At 51.4% G+C, this 18,636-nt stretch carries 16 protein-coding genes and 1 tRNA gene; 4 read left to right on the forward strand and 13 right to left on the reverse strand.

Translation table 11 applies throughout. The features are described 5' to 3' along the window. Window positions 1–179 precede the first annotated feature (179 nt). The 3 genes from OGX99_RS16325 to OGX99_RS16335 all read right to left on the reverse strand — a co-directional run bounded on the left by OGX99_RS16325 (window position 180) and on the right by OGX99_RS16335 (window position 2,350). Window positions 180–256: transfer RNA gene (locus tag OGX99_RS16325), tRNA-Pro, on the reverse strand. Between the two features lie 74 nt (window positions 257–330). After that, window positions 331–2,091 carry an LPS biosynthesis-modulating metalloenzyme YejM gene (yejM, locus tag OGX99_RS16330; RefSeq protein ID WP_151219868.1) on the reverse strand — a complete coding sequence of 587 codons (1,761 nt, stop codon included), beginning with the start codon at window positions 2,089–2,091 and terminating at the stop codon, window positions 331–333. A 31-nt stretch (window positions 2,092–2,122) separates the two neighbouring features. Further along, on the reverse strand, window positions 2,123–2,350 hold the full coding sequence (locus OGX99_RS16335; RefSeq protein WP_003027506.1) for a YejL family protein: 228 nt from the start codon (window positions 2,348–2,350) through the stop codon (window positions 2,123–2,125). Between the two features lie 134 nt (window positions 2,351–2,484). Here OGX99_RS16335 and yejK point away from each other — a divergent pair, with 134 nt between their 5' ends. Continuing rightward, a complete protein-coding gene (yejK, locus tag OGX99_RS16340) occupies window positions 2,485–3,492 on the forward strand; it encodes a nucleoid-associated protein YejK (protein ID WP_151219867.1) in 1,008 nt (335 codons plus the stop codon). Window positions 3,493–3,592: 100 nt separating this feature from the next. Here yejK and rplY read toward each other — a convergent pair whose 3' ends face one another. Both rplY and radD read right to left on the reverse strand, forming a co-directional pair. Further along, complete coding sequence (gene rplY, locus OGX99_RS16345) at window positions 3,593–3,877, reverse strand: 50S ribosomal protein L25 (RefSeq protein WP_006683755.1); 285 nt, start codon at window positions 3,875–3,877, stop codon at window positions 3,593–3,595. 124 nt (window positions 3,878–4,001) lie between these two features. Next, on the reverse strand, window positions 4,002–5,762 hold the full coding sequence (gene radD, locus OGX99_RS16350) for a DNA repair helicase RadD (protein WP_151219866.1): 1,761 nt from the start codon (window positions 5,760–5,762) through the stop codon (window positions 4,002–4,004). A 150-nt stretch (window positions 5,763–5,912) separates the two neighbouring features. On the opposite strand from radD, the gene rsuA reads away from it, so the two are divergent. From rsuA to OGX99_RS16365, 3 genes are all read left to right on the forward strand, one after another. Continuing rightward, a complete protein-coding gene (rsuA, locus tag OGX99_RS16355; protein ID WP_151219865.1) occupies window positions 5,913–6,620 on the forward strand; it encodes a 16S rRNA pseudouridine(516) synthase RsuA in 708 nt (235 codons plus the stop codon). A gap of 15 nt (window positions 6,621–6,635) precedes the next feature. After that, window positions 6,636–7,826 carry a Bcr/CflA family multidrug efflux MFS transporter gene (locus OGX99_RS16360; RefSeq protein ID WP_286544231.1) on the forward strand — a complete coding sequence of 397 codons (1,191 nt, stop codon included), beginning with the start codon at window positions 6,636–6,638 and terminating at the stop codon, window positions 7,824–7,826. Between the two features lie 333 nt (window positions 7,827–8,159). Beyond that, a complete protein-coding gene (locus tag OGX99_RS16365) occupies window positions 8,160–8,504 on the forward strand; it encodes a YejG family protein (protein WP_087051313.1) in 345 nt (114 codons plus the stop codon). A 3-nt stretch (window positions 8,505–8,507) separates the two neighbouring features. On the opposite strand, the gene yejF is transcribed toward OGX99_RS16365, so the two are convergent. The 8 genes from yejF to OGX99_RS16405 form a co-directional block, all read right to left on the reverse strand. Continuing rightward, window positions 8,508–10,097 carry a microcin C ABC transporter ATP-binding protein YejF gene (gene yejF / locus OGX99_RS16370; protein WP_151219863.1) on the reverse strand — a complete coding sequence of 530 codons (1,590 nt, stop codon included), beginning with the start codon at window positions 10,095–10,097 and terminating at the stop codon, window positions 8,508–8,510. 1 nt (window position 10,098) lies between these two features. Beyond that, the gene (locus OGX99_RS16375; RefSeq protein WP_151219862.1) at window positions 10,099–11,124 is read right to left on the reverse strand and encodes an ABC transporter permease; all 1,026 of its coding nucleotides are present in this window, start codon (window positions 11,122–11,124) and stop codon (window positions 10,099–10,101) included. Beyond that, complete coding sequence (locus tag OGX99_RS16380) at window positions 11,124–12,218, reverse strand: microcin C ABC transporter permease YejB (RefSeq protein WP_003834575.1); 1,095 nt, start codon at window positions 12,216–12,218, stop codon at window positions 11,124–11,126. The genes OGX99_RS16375 and OGX99_RS16380 overlap by 1 nt, the downstream gene beginning before the upstream one ends. Next, the gene (locus OGX99_RS16385; protein ID WP_286544234.1) at window positions 12,219–14,033 is read right to left on the reverse strand and encodes an extracellular solute-binding protein; all 1,815 of its coding nucleotides are present in this window, start codon (window positions 14,031–14,033) and stop codon (window positions 12,219–12,221) included. It abuts the gene before it with no gap. A 99-nt stretch (window positions 14,034–14,132) separates the two neighbouring features. Then, complete coding sequence (locus tag OGX99_RS16390; RefSeq protein ID WP_210904553.1) at window positions 14,133–15,692, reverse strand: cyclic di-GMP phosphodiesterase; 1,560 nt, start codon at window positions 15,690–15,692, stop codon at window positions 14,133–14,135. 172 nt (window positions 15,693–15,864) lie between these two features. Then, entirely contained in the window at window positions 15,865–16,434 is a 570-nt protein-coding gene (gene mepS / locus OGX99_RS16395) for a bifunctional murein DD-endopeptidase/murein LD-carboxypeptidase (RefSeq protein ID WP_003027474.1), read from the reverse strand. A 413-nt stretch (window positions 16,435–16,847) separates the two neighbouring features. Further along, a complete protein-coding gene (locus tag OGX99_RS16400; RefSeq protein WP_151219859.1) occupies window positions 16,848–17,561 on the reverse strand; it encodes a phosphatase PAP2 family protein in 714 nt (237 codons plus the stop codon). Window positions 17,562–17,595: 34 nt separating this feature from the next. Next, complete coding sequence (locus tag OGX99_RS16405; protein ID WP_286544237.1) at window positions 17,596–18,582, reverse strand: CobW family GTP-binding protein; 987 nt, start codon at window positions 18,580–18,582, stop codon at window positions 17,596–17,598. Window positions 18,583–18,636: the final 54 nt, after the last annotated feature.

Here is an 18,636-nt window from a genome sequence, read left to right on the forward strand (position 1 = left end):
TATTAGTATCATTATTGTTTTCAGCGCATCAATCGTCCAGATTCATCGCGCTGATAAGAGGATAAATTTTACCCCAATTTGTGCATGGGTAAGTAGTAAAACCTGTGCAGAAAAGGGTGGGAATGCTGAATAATGGACATAAAAAAACCAACCCGAGGGTTGGTTTTTTTGGGGATTTTTGGTCGGCACGAGAGGATTTGAACCTCCGACCCCCGACACCCCATGACGGTGCGCTACCAGGCTGCGCTACGTGCCGACGCTATGGCTGCTAATACTACTGCTTTCCGCTACGAATGCAAGAGGATGTCTCGCTAACTGATTTATAATTAATCAGTTAGCAATAAATCGCTTCTCATCCGTCAGAACCTGTAACAGCAGACTTAGCTGCGGTTTCTGATCTTTTATTTTCTCGCCGCGTAAATTATAGGTCTGATAATTACCGTTGTTATTCAGCACCAGCGTCATCTCCGGTGTGGTAACGGCCATCGTGCTGCCGTCGGCGGCAGTAACCCAGTAATGGCGGCGGGTTGCATTGAACAGATCCTGCCCCTGTGAGTATTCGTTAGCAGGTGTACTGACGTGCAACAGGCGCTGCATTAGCGTTGTCATCAGGTCTGTATGATCGGTCAGACTATTGATGCGCTGGGCAGGCGTTCCCGGCCAGTGAATAACCAGAGGAACCTGCAGATGACCGCGTGACCAGGCAAAGTTGTTCTCTTCCTGCGTCAGCGGTACGCCCCGACCTGCGGTAATAATCACCACCGTGTTATCCAGTTTACCTGAGTCGCGCAGGGCGCTAATAACGCGGTTGATGTTGGCATCCACATCCTGAGCGGCGCTGGCATAGCGTTTGGCAAAATTCTTCTGGTTGCTGTCATCAAGGTTCGTCCCGTTAAAGGAGACCCACGAGAACCAGCGGTTATCTTCCTGCGCGTAGCGTCCCAGCCAGTTAATCCACTGGCTTGCGGTTTGTTCGTCAGATTGCGTTTGCACGCTTGGCATGGAGAAATCTGACAGCAGCGCCTGGCGATATAGCGGGCTGGTAAAGCCGTCCGAGGAGAATAGCCCTAACTGATAACCCTGCTGGTTCAGCGCGGATATCAACGCCGCAGGCGTTCGGGTCGATAAAATGCCGTCCATGTAGCTTGGCGATACACCATAGAACAGGCCAAAAATCCCGTTATCCGTGGTGTTGCCAGTGCTCATGTGACGCGTAAAGGAGATATTCTGCCCGGCGAATTCAGCCAGCGCAGGCATCTGCTTTTCAAAGCGTGAATAGTTCAGGCCGTCGACGGTGATCAGCAGGACGTTCTGGCCGGTGCCCATATCACGATAGCGCAGTTCGCTGAGCGGGTATTGTACGGATACTGCTTCCGGATTCCCCTGCTCGATCAGGCGACGCTGGTACTCTTGCGCATCCAGCAGACCATGTTTTTCCAGGAACTTACGCGCCGTCATCGGGTAGGAGAGCGGCAAGTTTGCGCGCTGCATGGTAATCGGGCGATAGAAATTGGCATCCGCCCAGATATACACCACGTGCGAGGCGATAAAGCAAATGAAGAAAAATGCGGCTAACGGTTTGGCAAAATGGCGGCGACGCGTCAAGCTACGTAGCTTTTGCCAGCTCCAGGTCGCAAAGAGCATTTCAATTAACAGAATCACTGGCACACTGATAAACATCAGTTGCCAGTCACGCGCAGCTTCATTCTGGTCAGGGTTGATGACCAGTTCCCAGACGATCGGGTTGAGGTGCAGATGGAAGCGGGTGAAAACTTCGCTGTCGATGAGCAACAGCGTCATGCCAGCCGTCGCCAGAATCGCTGACAAGAATCGCATCAGCCTCTGGGACATGACGATAAACGTCAGGGGAAACAGAATCAACAGATAGGCGGCAAAGACCAGAAAACTAAAATGTCCGACCAGGCTTACATAGGAATAAATGCGACCTGCAAGCGTTGTCGGCCAGTCGGCGACAAACAGGTAACGGCTACCGAGTACCACGGCCAACAGAATGTTGAACAAGGCAAACCAGTGCCCCCAGCTAACCATCTGGGAGACTTTCTCACGGTAGCGCTGACGATGAGTTACCATAAACTGTTGTTCGTTTCCCCGGAGCAGGCTCTTAATGCGCTTGGTCGTCGTTTACCGAAGACTGCAATGCGCGGGCAAAAGAGTTGGCAATCGCCTGGCGCTGGGCCGGTGCGATGCTTGTATTGATAAGGTTAGTTACCATATTTCCCAATACCATCAGGGAAAGATCGGTCGGCGCCTTATGTTTTTCCAGTACGTTGAGCATCTCATTCAGCAGTTGTTCAACGTGTTCGTCACTATAGCGGGAAATTTGTGGCATAAATCGAAATCAGTCTGTTCATGAAAGGGCAACATATTACCGTACAGACAGTTTTTTTTCTGCTTTTTTATCTTCTATTGCGTCACTGCCCGGCAGGTGATTGAATACCGCCCGGTCTAAAAGGAGAGTTTATCATGAGTCTGGATATCAACCAGATTGCCCTGCACCAGCTTATCAAACGTGACGAGCAGAATCTTGAGCTGGTCTTGCGCGATTCATTACTGGAACCGACAGCGACTGTTGTCGAGATGATGGCTGAGCTGCATCGGGTATATAGCGCCAAGAATAAAGCCTATGGCCTGTTTAGCGAAGAGAGTGAACTGGCGCAAACGCTGCGTTTACAGCGTCAGGGCGAAGAGGATTTTCTGGCTTTCAGTCGTGCCGCGACCGGACGCTTGCGGGACGAGCTGGCGAAATATCCTTTTGCCGACGGCGGCATTGTCCTGTTCTGCCATTACCGATATCTGGCGGTAGAGTATCTGTTGGTCGCCGTGCTGAACAATTTAAGCAGCATGCGCGTCAATGAAAATCTGGATATCAATCCGACGCACTATCTGGATATCAATCATGCGGATATCGTGGCGCGCATTGATTTAACCGAGTGGGAAACTAACCCGGAGTCCACGCGCTATCTGACGTTCCTGAAAGGGCGGGTAGGGCGCAAAGTCGCCGATTTCTTTATGGATTTCCTCGGTGCCAGCGAAGGTCTGAACGCCAAAGCGCAAAACCGTGGTCTGCTGCAGGCTGTCGATGACTTTACCAATGAGGCGCAGCTCGATAAAGCTGAACGCCAGAACGTGCGTCAGCAGGTGTACAGCTACTGCAACGAGCAGTTACAAGCCGGTGAAGAGATCGAGCTGGAGTCGCTGTCTAAAGAACTTTCCGGTGTCAGTGAAGTTAGCTTCAGCGAATTTACCGCTGATAAAGGTTACGAGCTGGAAGAGAGCTTCCCTGCGGATCGCAGTACGCTGCGTCAGTTAACCAAATTTGCTGGCAGCGGCGGTGGGTTAACTATCAACTTCGACGCCATGTTACTGGGTGAACGTATTTTCTGGGATCCGGCGACGGACACCTTGACCATCAAAGGTACGCCACCGAACCTGCGCGACCAGCTGCAGCGCCGCACGTCGGGTGGGAAGTAAAATGTTAATGCCGGATGGCGGCGTAAAGCCATATCCGGCCAACCTATAAGCCCCATAAAAAAACCCCGCCGAGGCGGGGTTTTTTTCAACTTGTAGGCGATTACGCGCGAACGAAGTCGATGTGAGTCAGCTTCGGCTTGAACGCATGACGCTGTACAGCCTGAGCTTTAACTTTAACTTCTTTACCGTCAACAACGATGGTCAGAACTTCGCTGTAGAATTCAGCTTTAGCTTGCATGTTCATAACTGCATCGTGATCCAGTTCGATAGCAATCGGGGCTTCTGCGCCACCGTAGATGATTGCCGGGAACTTGTTAGCGGCACGCAGGCGGCGGCTCGCACCCTTACCCTGCTCTTTACGTACTTCAGCGTTGATAGTAAACATTTAAATCTCTCTTTAATAATTCCTGCTACAGGCGACCCAGCAACAGGTAAGTGATCTGCTTTGCGTATGCAAAAGCGGGCGAGATTCTATACTCAAACGCCTGGCACATCAATCAAAAGTACGATTAACCGCGTAATTCATGTGCCCGACGAAAGCGTCCTTCATAATCGAAGACCTTTTCACGTACCTGCCAGTACTGACCTTTCATGCGCGCCACCACGAAATCAGGATGACGTAACAGCGCCTGCTGGGCGAGGATATCGGCGGCGGTTATCCAGCGTAAGGGAATGCCGGGCGTTCGGGTATGCGGGCGAATAAACAGTTGTTCGAAGGCCGTTCGCTGCGCGGGAGTGTGCAGGCGAAAGCGTTCGCTGACGTCGGCGCCATCTTCATCGTAATAGGTTATTTTCAGCCATTCGCCTTTTTCATCCTGCCCATTTTGTAGCGCCATCCCGCTGCAGCGCAAAACCAGCGCGTCTTTAAGCCTGAGCGCGGCTTTCAACATGTCATCCGGGTCAACCAGCACCGTGTCGCACTCCCGGCAGCGGCGGGCGGCGATGTCATTTTCCGCATTGCACTGTGGGCAGTTTTTAAAACGGAAACGAAAATCGCACTGTTCTCGATGGCCGTCATCATCTTCAAACCATCCCTGACAGCGGCGGCCAAAGTGCTCAATCAGCGTGCCGTCGGCCGTTGTTTTGCCCCAGAAGGTGTTGGCAAAGCCGCAGGCAGGGCAGAACACCTGTACCGGAACGTTGTCGCTTTTCCCTTTCGGCGCACCGACTTCCGGCGCGTACAGGTCGTGCGGGTTGCCAGCGTAATCGAGGATCAGACAGTCGGTTTTACCCGGTGCCAGGCGCAGCCCACGGCCGACAATTTGTTGGTAAAGGCTAACTGACTCGGTCGGGCGCAGAATGGCGATAAGGTCGACGTGCGGGGCATCGAAGCCGGTGGTCAGGACCGACACATTCACCAGATAGCGAAAGTGTTGGGCTTTGAACTCTTCAATTAACACGTCGCGTTCAACGCCAGGCGTGTCCCCGGTGATTAGCGCGGCATCGTCAGCAGGTAGCAAACCCAGAATTTCCTTGGCATGCTCAACGGTGGCGGCGAAAATCATCACCCCTTTACGCGTCTGGGCAAACTCGACAATCTGGCTGATGATATGCGGCGTTATTCGCTGCTGTTTTTTCAGTTCCTGATTCAGGTCCGCTTCGCTAAACAGGCCGTTACTCTGCGCCTGCAGGCGGCTGAAATCATATTGCACGACCGGCATGTCAAGGCGTTCTGGTGGCGTCAGATAACCGTGTTTAATCATGTAGCGCAGTGGTAATTCGTAAATGCAGTCGCGAAACAGCGCTTTTTCATCGCCGCGCACCATTCCGTGATAATGAAAATGGTAAATCCAGCCTTTGCCCAAACGAAAAGGTGTGGCGGTAAGCCCGAGCAGGCGTAAGTGGGGATTTACTTTGGTCAGGTGAGTGAGGATTTGCTGATACTGACTCTCTTCATCATCGCCAATACGGTGACATTCATCGACGATAAGCAGAGAGAATTCTCCCTGAAAGGCATCCAGATTACGTGCCACCGACTGTACGCTGCCAAATACCACTTTCCCGTGGCTCTCTTTACGCTTCAGACCTGCGGCAAAAATATCGGCTTCCAGCCCCAGCGCGCAATATTTGGCGTGGTTTTGCGCGACCAGTTCTTTGACGTGCGCCAGTACCAGTACGCGACCGCGCGCCACGCGGGCCAACTCGGCAATCACCAGGCTTTTGCCCGCACCGGTTGGCAGGACGATCACCGCCGGCGTGCGGTGATGGCGAAAATGGTTGAGCGTGGCGTCAACAGCTTCTTTTTGGTACGGGCGAAGAGTAAAAATCATGGGCTCACTAAAATAAACAATAACAAGGAGTAGTATGCCATGAATCATTTCTCTTGAGGGATGGTGTAACGCCGCTATACTGGGCGGATAACGGTCCCACTTTTCGGGCGTAAACCCGATTCTCGTATTTTTACAGGCAAAATCACACTCATGCGACTTGATAAATTTATCGCTCAGCAACTCGGCGTCAGCCGCGCTATTGCCGGGCGTGAGATCCGTGCTAACCGCGTTACCGTCGACGGTGAAATCGTCAGAAATAGCGCTTTTAAGCTGCTGCCAGAACACGACGTAGAATATGACGGTAATTCCCTGGTTCAACAAAATGGCCCACGCTATTTTATGCTGAATAAGCCCCAGGGTTATGTATGCTCAACGGATGACCCGGATCACCCGACGGTGCTCTATTTCCTTGATGAACCGGTGGCCTACAAACTGCATGCGGCAGGGCGTCTTGATATCGACACCACCGGACTGGTGCTGATGACCGATGACGGACAGTGGTCGCATCGCATCACTTCGCCGCGTCACCATTGCGAGAAAACCTATCTGGTGACGCTGGAGTCGCCAGTGGCAGATGATACCGCCGAACAGTTTGCCCATGGTGTACAGTTGCATAATGAGAAAGACCTGACCAAGCCAGCCTTGCTGGAAGTCATTACGCCAACTCAGGTGCGCTTGACCATCAGCGAAGGGCGCTATCATCAGGTTAAACGTATGTTTGCCGCCGTGGGTAACCACGTTGTGGAACTGCACCGTGAACGGATTGGTGACATCAGGCTTGATGATGATCTGGCGCCGGGTGAATATCGTCCTTTGACCGAAGAAGAAATTGCCAGCGTTAACTTAACCCCGCGTTAATTTCAGGAGCTAAATGTGACCACCCGGCAGAACTCGTCAATTGCCATTGTCTTTATCCTTGGCTTGCTAGCCATGTTGATGCCGTTGTCGATTGATATGTATCTTCCGGCGCTGCCTGTTATCTCTGAACAGTTTGGTGTGCCAGCTGGTAGCGCGCAGATGACCCTCAGTACCTATATTCTGGGGTTTGCAGCGGGTCAACTGTTCTATGGTCCAATGGCAGACAGTCTTGGACGCAAGCCAGTGATTCTGGGCGGGACGCTGGTGTTTGCGGCGGCGGCAGTGGCCTGCGCACTGGCGCAAACCATCGATCAGCTGATCGTGATGCGTTTTTTCCACGGCCTGGCTGCTGCAGCAGCGAGCGTGGTTATCAACGCCCTGATGCGTGATATCTATCCGAAAGAAGAGTTTTCGCGCATGATGTCATTCGTCATGCTGGTCACGACTATCGCGCCATTAATGGCGCCGATTATCGGTGGCTGGGTGCTGGTATGGCTGAGCTGGCACTACATCTTTTGGATCCTCGCCGTGGCCGCTATTCTGGCGTCGGTGATGATCCTTACTCTGATCAAAGAGACTTTGCCGGTAGAGCGTCGCCAGCCGTTTCGCCTGCGTACCACTATTGGTAACTTTGCCTCGCTGTTTCGCCATAAACGCGTGCTGAGCTATATGCTGGCCAGTGGGTTCAGCTTTGCCGGGATGTTCTCGTTCCTGAGCGCCGGCCCCTTCGTCTACATTGAGATCAACCACGTTTCACCGCAGCATTTCGGCTATTACTTCGCGCTGAACATTGTGTTCCTGTTCGTGATGACCATCATCAACAGCCGCTTTGTTCGGCGGGTTGGTGCATTGAATATGTTCCGTATTGGCCTGTGGATCCAGTTCGTGATGGCAGGCTGGATGGTCTTTAGTGCATTGTTCGGGGTTGGCTTCTGGGCGCTGGTGGTAGGCGTTGCGGCGTTTGTTGGCTGCGTGTCGATGGTGTCATCCAACGCCATGGCGGTGATTCTCGATGAATTTCCACATATGGCGGGAACGGCGTCATCGCTGGCAGGGACGTTCCGCTTTGGCATTGGCGCTATCGTTGGGGCGCTGTTATCTCTGGCTACCTTTAACTCGGCCTGGCCAATGATATGGTCGATAGCATTTTGCGCCACCAGCTCAATTCTCTTCTATCTCTACGCCAGTCGCGCCAAAAAACGGTGATCTATTACACAACCTGGGGGCCATAAGGCCTCCAGAGTTGATGTACATCAACCGCAAATCTATCATTTTCCCCGCGTATGTTTATTTTATGTAAAATCAATTTATGTAAAAAGTCACATCATTGTAGTTAAAAAGGTTGAGTTAGATCGCAGAAACGAGTACATATAGCGCGGAAACATGCCTGAACCGTTGAATAAATTTAAATAGTGGGTTCGGAAAGCGTCGTAAAGACTGGGTGTAAACGTTTACCAACTGTCTAAAGACGTATTGTCAATAATGTGTTAATATTGATGTAAAATAATTGTGAAGTGATTGTACTTCCAGGGAAAGAAAGTGATGACATTACAACTCTCAATCGTTCATCGTCTGCCGCAGTGCTATCGTTGGTCGGTGGGTTTCGCAGGTTCAAAGGTTGAACCGATTCCGCACAACGGTCAGAGCAATGAAAACAGCCTGGTGGCTCTCAAATTGCTTAGCCCTGATGGTGACAGCGCATGGTCAGTCATGCACAAACTTAGTCAAGCCCTCAGCGACATTGAGGTACCTTGTTCCGTGCTGGAATGCGAAGGGGAGCCGTGTCTGTTTGTGAATCGTCAGGATGAATTTGCCGCGACCTGCAGACTGAAAAATTTCGGCGTGGCCATCGCAGAACCATTTTCAAACAACAATCCGTTTTGAGCGTCAGCTTAGCGCAAGTAGCTGACGCGTATACGCCTGCTGTGGCGCGTTAAATACGTGCTCGCATTGCCCTTGTTCCACGACCTCTCCCTGACGTAACACAATAACCTGATGGCATAACGCGCGTACGACGTGCAGATCATGGCTGATAAAGATATAAGCCAGCCGATGCTTTTCCTGTAAGGACTTTAACAACGTCAGGATTTGCGCTTGTACGGTTCTGTCGAGCGACGATGTTGGTTCATCCAGAACGATCAGGGAGGGCTTGAGAATCAATGCCCTGGCAATAGCTATACGTTGACGCTGGCCGCCAGAGAACTCCGCCGGGTAACGATGTCGCGTTTCACTATCCAGTCCCACTTCCTTCATTACCGCCTTCACCTGCGCTTCGCGCTGTTCGGCTGAAAGGGTAGGCTGATGAACGCGCAACCCCTCCTCAATAATCTGTAGCACGCTCAGGCGCGGGTTCAGCGAGGAGTTGGGATCCTGAAAGACCACCTGTATGCGGTGACGGATCGGCAACAGCTGGCGACGATTTAAGGTATGCAGCGCCTGACCATCGAACACAATGCTTCCCTGTGAGGTGATTAACCTCAGGAGCGCCAGTCCGGTAGTGCTTTTCCCCGACCCTGACTCACCGACCAGCCCCAGCGTTTCACCGGGTCGCAGAGAAAAACTGATATTGTTAACCACGACGTTGTGGTCCACCACACGCTTCAGGATACCTTTGCGGATGGGGAATGCGACGCACAGTTTTTCCACTTCCAGCAGCGGGGCTTGCCCGGCTGGTAAAGGTATCGGGTCGCCGGAAGGTTCGCTGTTTAACAATTTCTGCGTATAGGGATGCGTTGGCGCACTGAGCAACTGTGCGGCATGATTTTGCTCAACACACTGGCCGTTTTGCATGACTGCTACGGTATCGGCCAGTTTTTTCACAATGCTGAGGTTATGGGTAATGAACAGCAATCCCATGTTCAGCTCACGCTGCAATTCCCGCAGCAGCTGCAGGATCTGCGCCTGGACGGAAACGTCCAGCGCGGTGGTGGGTTCATCGGCAATCAGCAGCTCCGGTCGCGTTAGCAGCGCCATGGCGATCATCACGCGCTGGCGTTCACCGCCGGACAGCTGGTGCGGGTAGTCTGCGAGTCGTTTGGCCGCCTGACGAATACCGACACGATCAAGACAGGTCAGTATTTCTGCACGCGCGGCCTCCCGACGCATTCCTCGATGCAGCGACAGCACTTCATAAAGCTGTTTTTCCAGGTTGTGAAGTGGGTTTAGTGACACCATTGGTTCCTGGAAAATCATGGCGATCTTATTCCCCCGCACGCCGCGAAGCACTTGCTCATCGGCGTGAAGTAATGATTCGCCATGAAAACGGATATCGCCGGAAAGGTAGACTACCGGAGGGGAGGGTAACAACCGTAAAATAGACAGCGCGGTCACGCTTTTACCTGAGCCGGATTCACCCACCAGTGCCAGCGTTTGCCCGGCATCAACGCGCAGTGACAGACTGTTGACCACGGTGCGCACGGTGTTCTGTTGGCGAAAACCTACCGATAAATTGTCAATAGCTAACAGAGGTTGTGTCATCTTAAATCGCCTTGTTGGGATCGAACGCGTCGCGTACCGCTTCACCAATAAAGATCAGTAGCGATAAGAGCAGGGCAACGGAGATGAACGCGGTAATGCCAAGCCACGGTGCCTGCAGGTTGTTTTTACCCTGCAACAGGAGTTCTCCCAGCGATGGCGAGCCAAGCGGTAAGCCAAACCCAAGAAAATCCAGCGAGGTCAGGGTCGTTATCGAGGCGCATAAAATAAACGGTAAAAAGGTCAGAGAGGCAACCATCGCATTGGGTAGCATATGGCGCAGAATAATACTGCGATCGCTCACGCCGAGCGCCTGAGCGGCACGAATGTAATCAAAGTTTCGGGTGCGTAAAAACTCCGCGCGCACCACGCCCACCAGGCTCATCCAGCCAAACAGCACCGTTATGCCCAGCAGCCACCAGAAGTTAGGCTGGACCACGCTCGACAACAAAATGATCAGAAACAGCGTTGGCATACCTGACCAAACTTCAATGAAGCGCTGCCCCCACAGGTCCACCTTGCCGCCATAATAGCCCTGGATTGCGCCAGCCATTATCCCCATCACGCTGGAGCACAGAGTTAGCATTAAACCAAACAGAACAGAAATACGTGTGCCGTACAGGATCCGCGCCAGCACGTCACCGCCGTTGGCATCCGTTCCCAGCCAGTTTTGTGCCGAAGGCGGGGAAGGGAAGGGCTTATCGGTGGCAAAGTTAATGCTGGTAGCACCAAAGCGTATTGGCGCCCACAGGATCCAGCCCTGGTCTTCCAGGCGCTGCTGTAGCCAAGGATCCTGATAATCAGCCTGGGTCGCCAGCGGTCCGCCGAAGTCGCTTTCACTGTAGTTTTTGAACAAGGGGAAATACCAACTGTTGTCGTAGCGCACCAGCAGCGGCTTATCATTGGCAATCAGTTCTGAACACAGGCTAAGGCCGAACAGCACCAGAAAAATCCACAGCGACCAATAACCGCGACGGTTATGGCGAAAACGCGCCCAGCGGGCCTGATTGACGGGGCTTAATCGCGACATTAACGTCCCTCAAAATCAATACGGGGATCGACCAGCGTATAGCTGATGTCACTGAGGATATTCAGCAGCAGGCCGATCAGGGTGAAGATATAGAGCGTGCCAAACATGACCGGATAGTCGCGTGATACGGTGGATTCATATCCCAGTAGCCCCAGACCATTAAGCGAGAACATCACTTCAATCAGCAGCGAGCCGGTAAAAAACATACTGATAAACGTCGCCGGGAAGCCCGCGATTACCAGCAGCATGGCGTTGCGAAACACATGTTTCCAGAGAATATTCTTCTCGCTGACCCCTTTGGCGCGTGCGGTGACGACATACTGTTTGCGTACCTCATCCAGAAATGAGTTTTTGGTCAGCATGGTCAGTGCGGCAAACCCGCCAACCACCGTTGCAAGCACGGGTAAGGTAATATGCCAAAGGTAGTCGGTCACTTTCTGATACCAGGGCAGGGAGTCAAAATTGGCGGAAACCAGGCCGCGCAGCGGGAACAGGTCGTAGTAGCTACCCCCGGCAAAAAAGACGATCAGCAAAATGGCAAACAGAAAGGCCGGTATGGCATAGCCAATAATAATAAATGCGCTGCTCCAGACATCAAATCGGCTGCCGTTATGAACTGCTTTGCGGATCCCAAGCGGTATTGACACCAGATAGATGATGAGCGTACTCCATAGACCCAGCGTAACGGAAACTGGCAGGCTGTCTTTGATAAGTGTCAGCACTGAGGCGCTACGAAACAAACTGTCGCCGAAATCGAAACGAATATAGTCCCAAAGCATTTTGAAATAGCGCTCATGAATGGGCTTATCGAACCCGTAACGCCGAGTGATTTCGGCGATGACTTCCGGGTCAAGACCCCGGCCGCCGCGATAATTACTGTCGCTAATGTTACCAACACCGGTTTGCGCGTGGCTGGCGCGAACGCCTTCACTGCCCGCACCAGGTAATGCCCCGCTTTGCCCGAACTCAATAGCGGCGACGGCCTGCTCAACTGGGCCGCCGGGGGCAATCTGCACGATAAAAAAATTGATCGTAATGATCGCCCAAAGCGTTGGGATCACCAGCAGCAGGCGTCGAATCAGATAAGCGCCCATTTATTCTCCCTGCCGTCTGGCAGCGGGCAGTTTCGCCGCTTTGTTGACGTCATACCACCAGTTGTCGAGGCCAATGGTATAAATTGGGCGAATAGCCGGATGCGAAAATTTATCCCACCAGGCGATACGATCCTCTGCCATAAACCACATCGGCAACATGTAGTAATTCCAGGTTAAAACCCTGTCCAGTGCCCGACCGAGTGGGATAAGTTTGGCTTTATTACCTTGCGCGGCAATGATTTGGCCAATCAGGTTATCGATTACCGGGCTTTGCACGCCGGGAGCGTTGTAGCTGGAGTCAATATAATCAGAAGCCCACAGAATTTGCAGGTCAGAACTCGGCCATGGCATCGCGCGATACAACCTTGGCATCATGTCATAGTCGCGACTGCGCAAGCGGTTGGTGATTTGCGAGTTATCAACCTGACGGATGTTCATCGTAATGCCTAAGCGTTGCAGGTTGTGTTGGAACGGCAACACCCACTGACTGTTGCTACCCGCCGGGAGCAACAGCTCAAAGCTCAGGGGTTTACCGCTGACGCTGTTTACGCGTTGCTGCCCCTTGAGTACCCATCCGGATTGTTCCAGTAAGGTATCAGCTTTCAACAAGTTCTCACGATCGTAGCCATCGCCTTTTGATTTTGGCGGCTGATAGATTTGGCTGAAGACCTCAGGAGGGAGATCTTTTTTCAAAGGGGCGAGAATCACCAGTTCATCTGCATCGGGGTATTTTGTAGCAGCATATTCGGTATTCTGAAAATAGCTGTTGGTCCGGCTCCAGGCGTTATAGAACAGTGCTTTATTCATCCATTCAAAATCAAAGGCCAGGGTGATGGCTTCCCGCACCCGTCGGTCACTGAACACCGGACGCTGAATATTAAATGCCAGCCAGCGCGTATCCTGGGCGGATTCATTTTTTTGTTCATCTTTAATGATGTAATGATTCGCGAAATTTCTCCCGGTATAACGCGTCGCCCAGTTTTTGGCATCGTTCTCAAGACGCAGGTCAAACGCCCCGGCCTTAAACGCCTCAAAAGCGACGTTATCATCCAGGTAGTAGTCGTAGCGGATAGTATCAAAGTTCCAGCGTCCGCGATTGACGGGCAGATTAGCGGCCCAATAATCTTTGACGCGCGAATAGACAATATACTGGCCCATTTTCCATTTCGTGATGCGATAAGGACCGCTGGCGAGCGGAGGTGATGATAGGGGGTCGCTGAGCTTATGATCTTTCCAGTACTTCTCTGGCATCACGGGTAATGAAAACAGGCTGAGCATGTCCTCTTTACCCGGTTTGGCTAATTCAATGCGTACGGTTAATGGCGCGATGGCTTTTACCGTTGTTCCCTTGTAGACCAGACGAAACTGCGGCACGCCTTCGGTCATAAATTTGTGGAAGGTGAATGCGACATCGCTGGCAGTAATGGGAGAACCATCATGAAAACGCGCTCGTGGATTAATGGCGATTTCCACCCAGGAATAGTCGTCAGCATAGCGTGCGCTGTCGGCGATGAGTGGATAATAGCTGCCAGGTTCATCGTCAGAGGTAGTAAACAGCGTATCGTAGAGGGTTTCGGTACGCGCACCGGGGTTACCGCGCATTGCATAGCGGTTGAAGTTATCAAAAGTGCCGATGGCGGAGAGAGTGATTTGCCCGCCTTTGGGGGCCGCAGGGTTTACGTAATCAAAATGATTAAAGTTGAACGCGTACTTCGGTTCACCCAGTACGGCAAAAGCATAGCTTTCTTTGATGGACTGCGCCTCGGCGCTAAACCCGATGAGGGCGATAAACAGCAGCAATACGCGAGGGATCATTAAAAGCGATTTCCTTTTCCTGCCACAACCCGACAGGCATCATGCCTGAGAGATAAGAGATGCGGCGGCGAGTGAGAGTCTATGATTCGCATACTGCGATCACCACGTCGGCTTATTGGGCTGCGCCATCCAACGCACGAAATCAGCAAGCTTTAATGGTCGGCTAATCCAGTATCCCTGGAAAAAATGTACTCCACGCTCGCGCAGCCAACGGGCTTGCTCAGGTGTTTCAACCCCTTCAGCAACTGTCAGCATATTAAGACGTTTAGAGAGTGTCAACACGGCGTCCAGAACCGGAGAGGTCAGGGTTTCCGTCCCAATGGCGTTAATAAAGCCGCGATCGATTTTCAGGTAGTCAACGGTAAAGCGCTCCAGATAGATAAGTGCGCTATGACCTGTGCCAAAATCATCAATGGCAATTTCAAAACCTGCTGAATGCAACCATTCAAATAGCTCGATTGCCTTGTGTTGATGCAGCATATCCCGCTCGGTGATTTCCAGCACCAGTTGAAAAAAGTGCGCGGGAAGACAAGTGTACAGGCGTTGAATATCATCTTTAAACGTCTCGCCGTGTAAGTGCGTTGGCGCGATATTGATCCCCAGTTTTGCGCCCGCGGGCAATGCTTTTTGTAGCATCGGTGCGTCCTGGGCTATCAGCTTAAAGAGGTGCTGGGTTAGCGGCACAATCATTTTCTGTGATTCTGCGTAGTGAATAAAGGCATCCGGAGGGATCTCACCGGTGGTCGGGTGATGCCAGCGTAATAGTACCTCGACACCTTTCACCTCCAGCGTTTGCACCTCTACGACGGGCTGGTACACCACATAAAACTGATTGTGTTTGATGGCGTTAAGGATATCTTTCCCCGGGCGTAAACGGACGGCATAGATGTAGTACCAGAGAAGGAGGGCGGTCATGATCCCGGCCAAGCATCCGAGCATGATGGCGTATCCCACATCTTTATACGTCCACCGATCCGCGTAAAAACGCACCTCCAACGGGAATGTAGACAACCGTGCATTATAGGATGGGATGGCAGGGAGTTTGGACGCAGGGATTAATTGTTCGGAAAACGTGGTGATAGCCGTCTTCCCGACGATGAGTGCTACGCCGTTGAAATCATCTTGCCTGGCGTTATAGAGAAGATAGGGGGCCAGGTTAACATTCAGAGTGGCAAAAACGCCGCTGTTCTGTAATGAATGATTGCGATACCAAATGAGTATTGCCGGTTTATTCGGCATCATTGGCGTACCGGGCTGGAGATCCATATCGATATCTTTCGTCATGTCCAGAACGGGAACCAACTGCTGAAGAGGAGTATTCATTGGACCGGTTGCTGAAGAGCAGAAAGCGATACCGTCTTTTACCAGTAAAAAGGCCCGAACATTCAGGCTAAACGCAGCGCTGGAAGTGAGTTGAGCTGAAGCTTGCGAGCAGGTGTCTTTTACCAGAGGCTGTAGCGTGTTGGTGGTGGTTTCAAGGTCAACGAAGAAACTTTCTATATAACTTTGTATGTTAGACGTTAGCGTGTCGTACTTTGCGTTTCGTTGATGCCATGACATAAAAAACTGCAGCGAGCTGACGAGTAACGCGACGACTATCCCCGTTATAACGCAGGTGAGCAGGAGTTTACGTTCGGAAGAAGAGGAGCGTCTTAACATAGTTCCTTATGTTTACCTGAAGTAACCATTTGTCCTGTATGAATATAACCTGAAATGATTCATGTTGTGAGATTTTTCTTAGTCACAAAAGCAACGCAAAAAAAAGCACCGCCGTAGCAGTGCTTTTTTATATGTCTCATCAGGATAGCCAAGGGATAGCTGCCAAACGAAATTAACTGCGGCTCAGGACCCGGCGAGCTTCGTTGTAACGCTTTTTCCAGTAAGGTTCGTTCATGCTGGAAATGATAACGCCACTGCTGGTCGAGGCATGTACGAACTGGTTGTTGCCGATATAAATACCGACGTGTCGGCCAGTAGAGCCAGCACGGAACAGAACCAGATCGCCTGTGCGCAGATTAGTGCGCGAAACGGATTTACCCGTTTCCTGTTGTTCATAGGTTGAGCGAGGAAGCTCTAAACCAAATTGTTCGCGAAACGTACGCTGTACGAAGCTTGAACAATCAATACCTTTTTTAGTGCTGCCGCCAAGGCGGTAACGCACGCCTTTCCAGTCAGCATACTGGTCCATAATACGTGATTTAACATCAATATTACGCACCATATTTTCAAATTCATCCTGAGAGGCTTGCAGTGAAGAGTTATCTCCATTGCCCACAGCATGCGTCTCAGAATGCATATTCCTGGCGGTGTTCGTTGTGCTACATGCAGAAAGCAGAACCGCAACTGCTATCGCGGGTATGCCCCGCAAGATATATCTCAAAATCGGTTGAGATTTGACCATTTTGTTTGTTTTCCCTTGAAGTCCTTAACGATAAATATCGTTATAAAAAATGCCAAACGTGACGAGACTAATTACCATCGCATGATGAGACAATTCTTTAAGGTCAAATCTGTGGCAGAACGCACAAATTTATTCGTAAAGAGAATAATTACCCTGCGAGGCAAAACGAGTTCGAGATTACCCGATCGCTCCGGTCATTGCGAGTGATTTTACGTGATTTCTTATAAGAAAAATTGATACAGAAAGTGAATAAACGGCATTGTATAAAATAAGAACAATCAGAGGAAAAAACAGGCAACTCATTCATTTGCAACATGAATAATGTGACAGGAGAATGACAATCAGAATGATGAAATATCGGCAAGCATCATCAGGGAATCAGAAGTATCCCTGATGATGTTAATTACTCTGTGTTATTTGTTTGAAAATTGTTTGTTTTTACCAGGCAGATAATTCACGAACAGCGTGACTAATCGGTCGCTTAATGGCGTCATTAACCACCAGGGAAGTCCAATCAAGACGACCGTCATGGAACCGACCACGATATCGGTGAGCCAGTGAGCGCCAATCATTACGCGCGGGAAGGCAAAAACCACAGTGATAATAAGGCCGATTATGCCTGCGATTTTTCCGAAATAACGCAGCATAAATGCGGAAAAAATAAGCAGCATCATACCGTGGTCGCCGGGGAAACTGTCTCTGGACGCATCTTTGGTTGGAATATGCAGCAGCTCGCTGACACGATAAATATTATCCAGCATCAGAGTAGGGCTGGCCCGTTTAACGGGAATTAGCGCCTGACCCAATTGATTTAATACCACGGCGGTGAGCAGCATTACCAGGCCAATAGCCACAATGCGTCGGCGACCTTCCGACGCCTCTTTCAGCCAAAAGTGCAGCATCAATGCGCCCATTGCCAGCAATGAGCAGCCATCAAAGGCCCGATTATTGGTGATAGCAACAATCCATAAAAACAACGGGTTTTCCACCAGCTTCTGATTAAAGAAGCGGAAAACATCCGTATCCAGTGAGGACCAGACCCCATGCCCGGTTGGAATATACCAGGACAGAAATAGCGCCAGACCCGCAATATTAAGCAGGAGAATAAGAGGATATCGGGTTTTCATCGTCGTTTACCATTGCTATAAAACGAAGGCAACCTTACGCGCCACCATCTAAACGAAGTCTCAACAACGCGCCCTGTAACGCATTCCAGTCGGTCTCGGTATCGGAAATAAGTTCAATACGGCTATCCGGTGGCGCAACATTTTGCGTTTCAATATGCCAGTCATCTCCCTGGCGGTTAATGCGTACCAGTCCTTCTTTAATACGCATTACCCCCTTCACGCGCCCTACGGGGGCAAGGCGTGACCATTCCAGCAGGCCGATGGTATCGAAGACTGTGTCAGCGTCAAAAATCCAACCGCAGGCCTGATGGCCCTGTCCGCTGTTCAGGCTGCGCCGCCAGCGCTGTTGGGCAGGCAGACTCAATGCCGCCAGCCCCTTTTTATCGGCATGACTATGGGTATGCTCAGCGCTTGCAGGAAGCTCCGCCAGGTTTAGTCGGGGCAAATCCAGTAGTTGACCGTCAATTTGCCCATGGTCGGCGTGAACTAACTGGCGATTGCCGCCGAAGTGTTGCCACCAGCTTTGCAGGGTATTTTCGCTTTCCGCTGTGGCGCGGTCGGCTTTGTTGGCCACTATGATATCCGCGGCGGCCAACTGGTCGCGGAAATTGTCATTGGCGACGCTTTTTTCATCCAGTAACAGCCGCGGGTCAAGAATACAGAGGGTCGCACGCAGATCGATCCACGGTTCGTAAACCGGTGCGGTGAGTAAATCCAAAATCTGTTTTGGGTGGCCGAGGCCAGTGGGTTCAATCAGCAGACGGTCAGGTTTTCCCTGACGTAGCAGCGTATTGAGGCCAACCTGCATCGGCAGACCGTTAACGCAGCACATACAGCCGCCGGGGATCTCTTTTAGCAGTGCGCCGCTGTCGGCCAGCAGCGCGCCATCGATGCCTACTTCGCCAAACTCATTGACCAGCACGGCCCACTTCTCTGCGGGATTTTTGTTCGCCAATAGATGAAGAATAGAGGTGGTTTTGCCACTGCCAAGGAAACCAGTGATGAGATTGGTTTTAGTCACATTTACTCCAGAATCATAAATTACCGTAATGGCATTTAACAATCCTGGCGAAAA

Source organism: Citrobacter sp. Cu096 (assembly GCF_030332285.1).
In the GTDB taxonomy this organism is placed as follows: Bacteria; Pseudomonadota; Gammaproteobacteria; order Enterobacterales; family Enterobacteriaceae; genus Citrobacter; species Citrobacter meridianamericanus.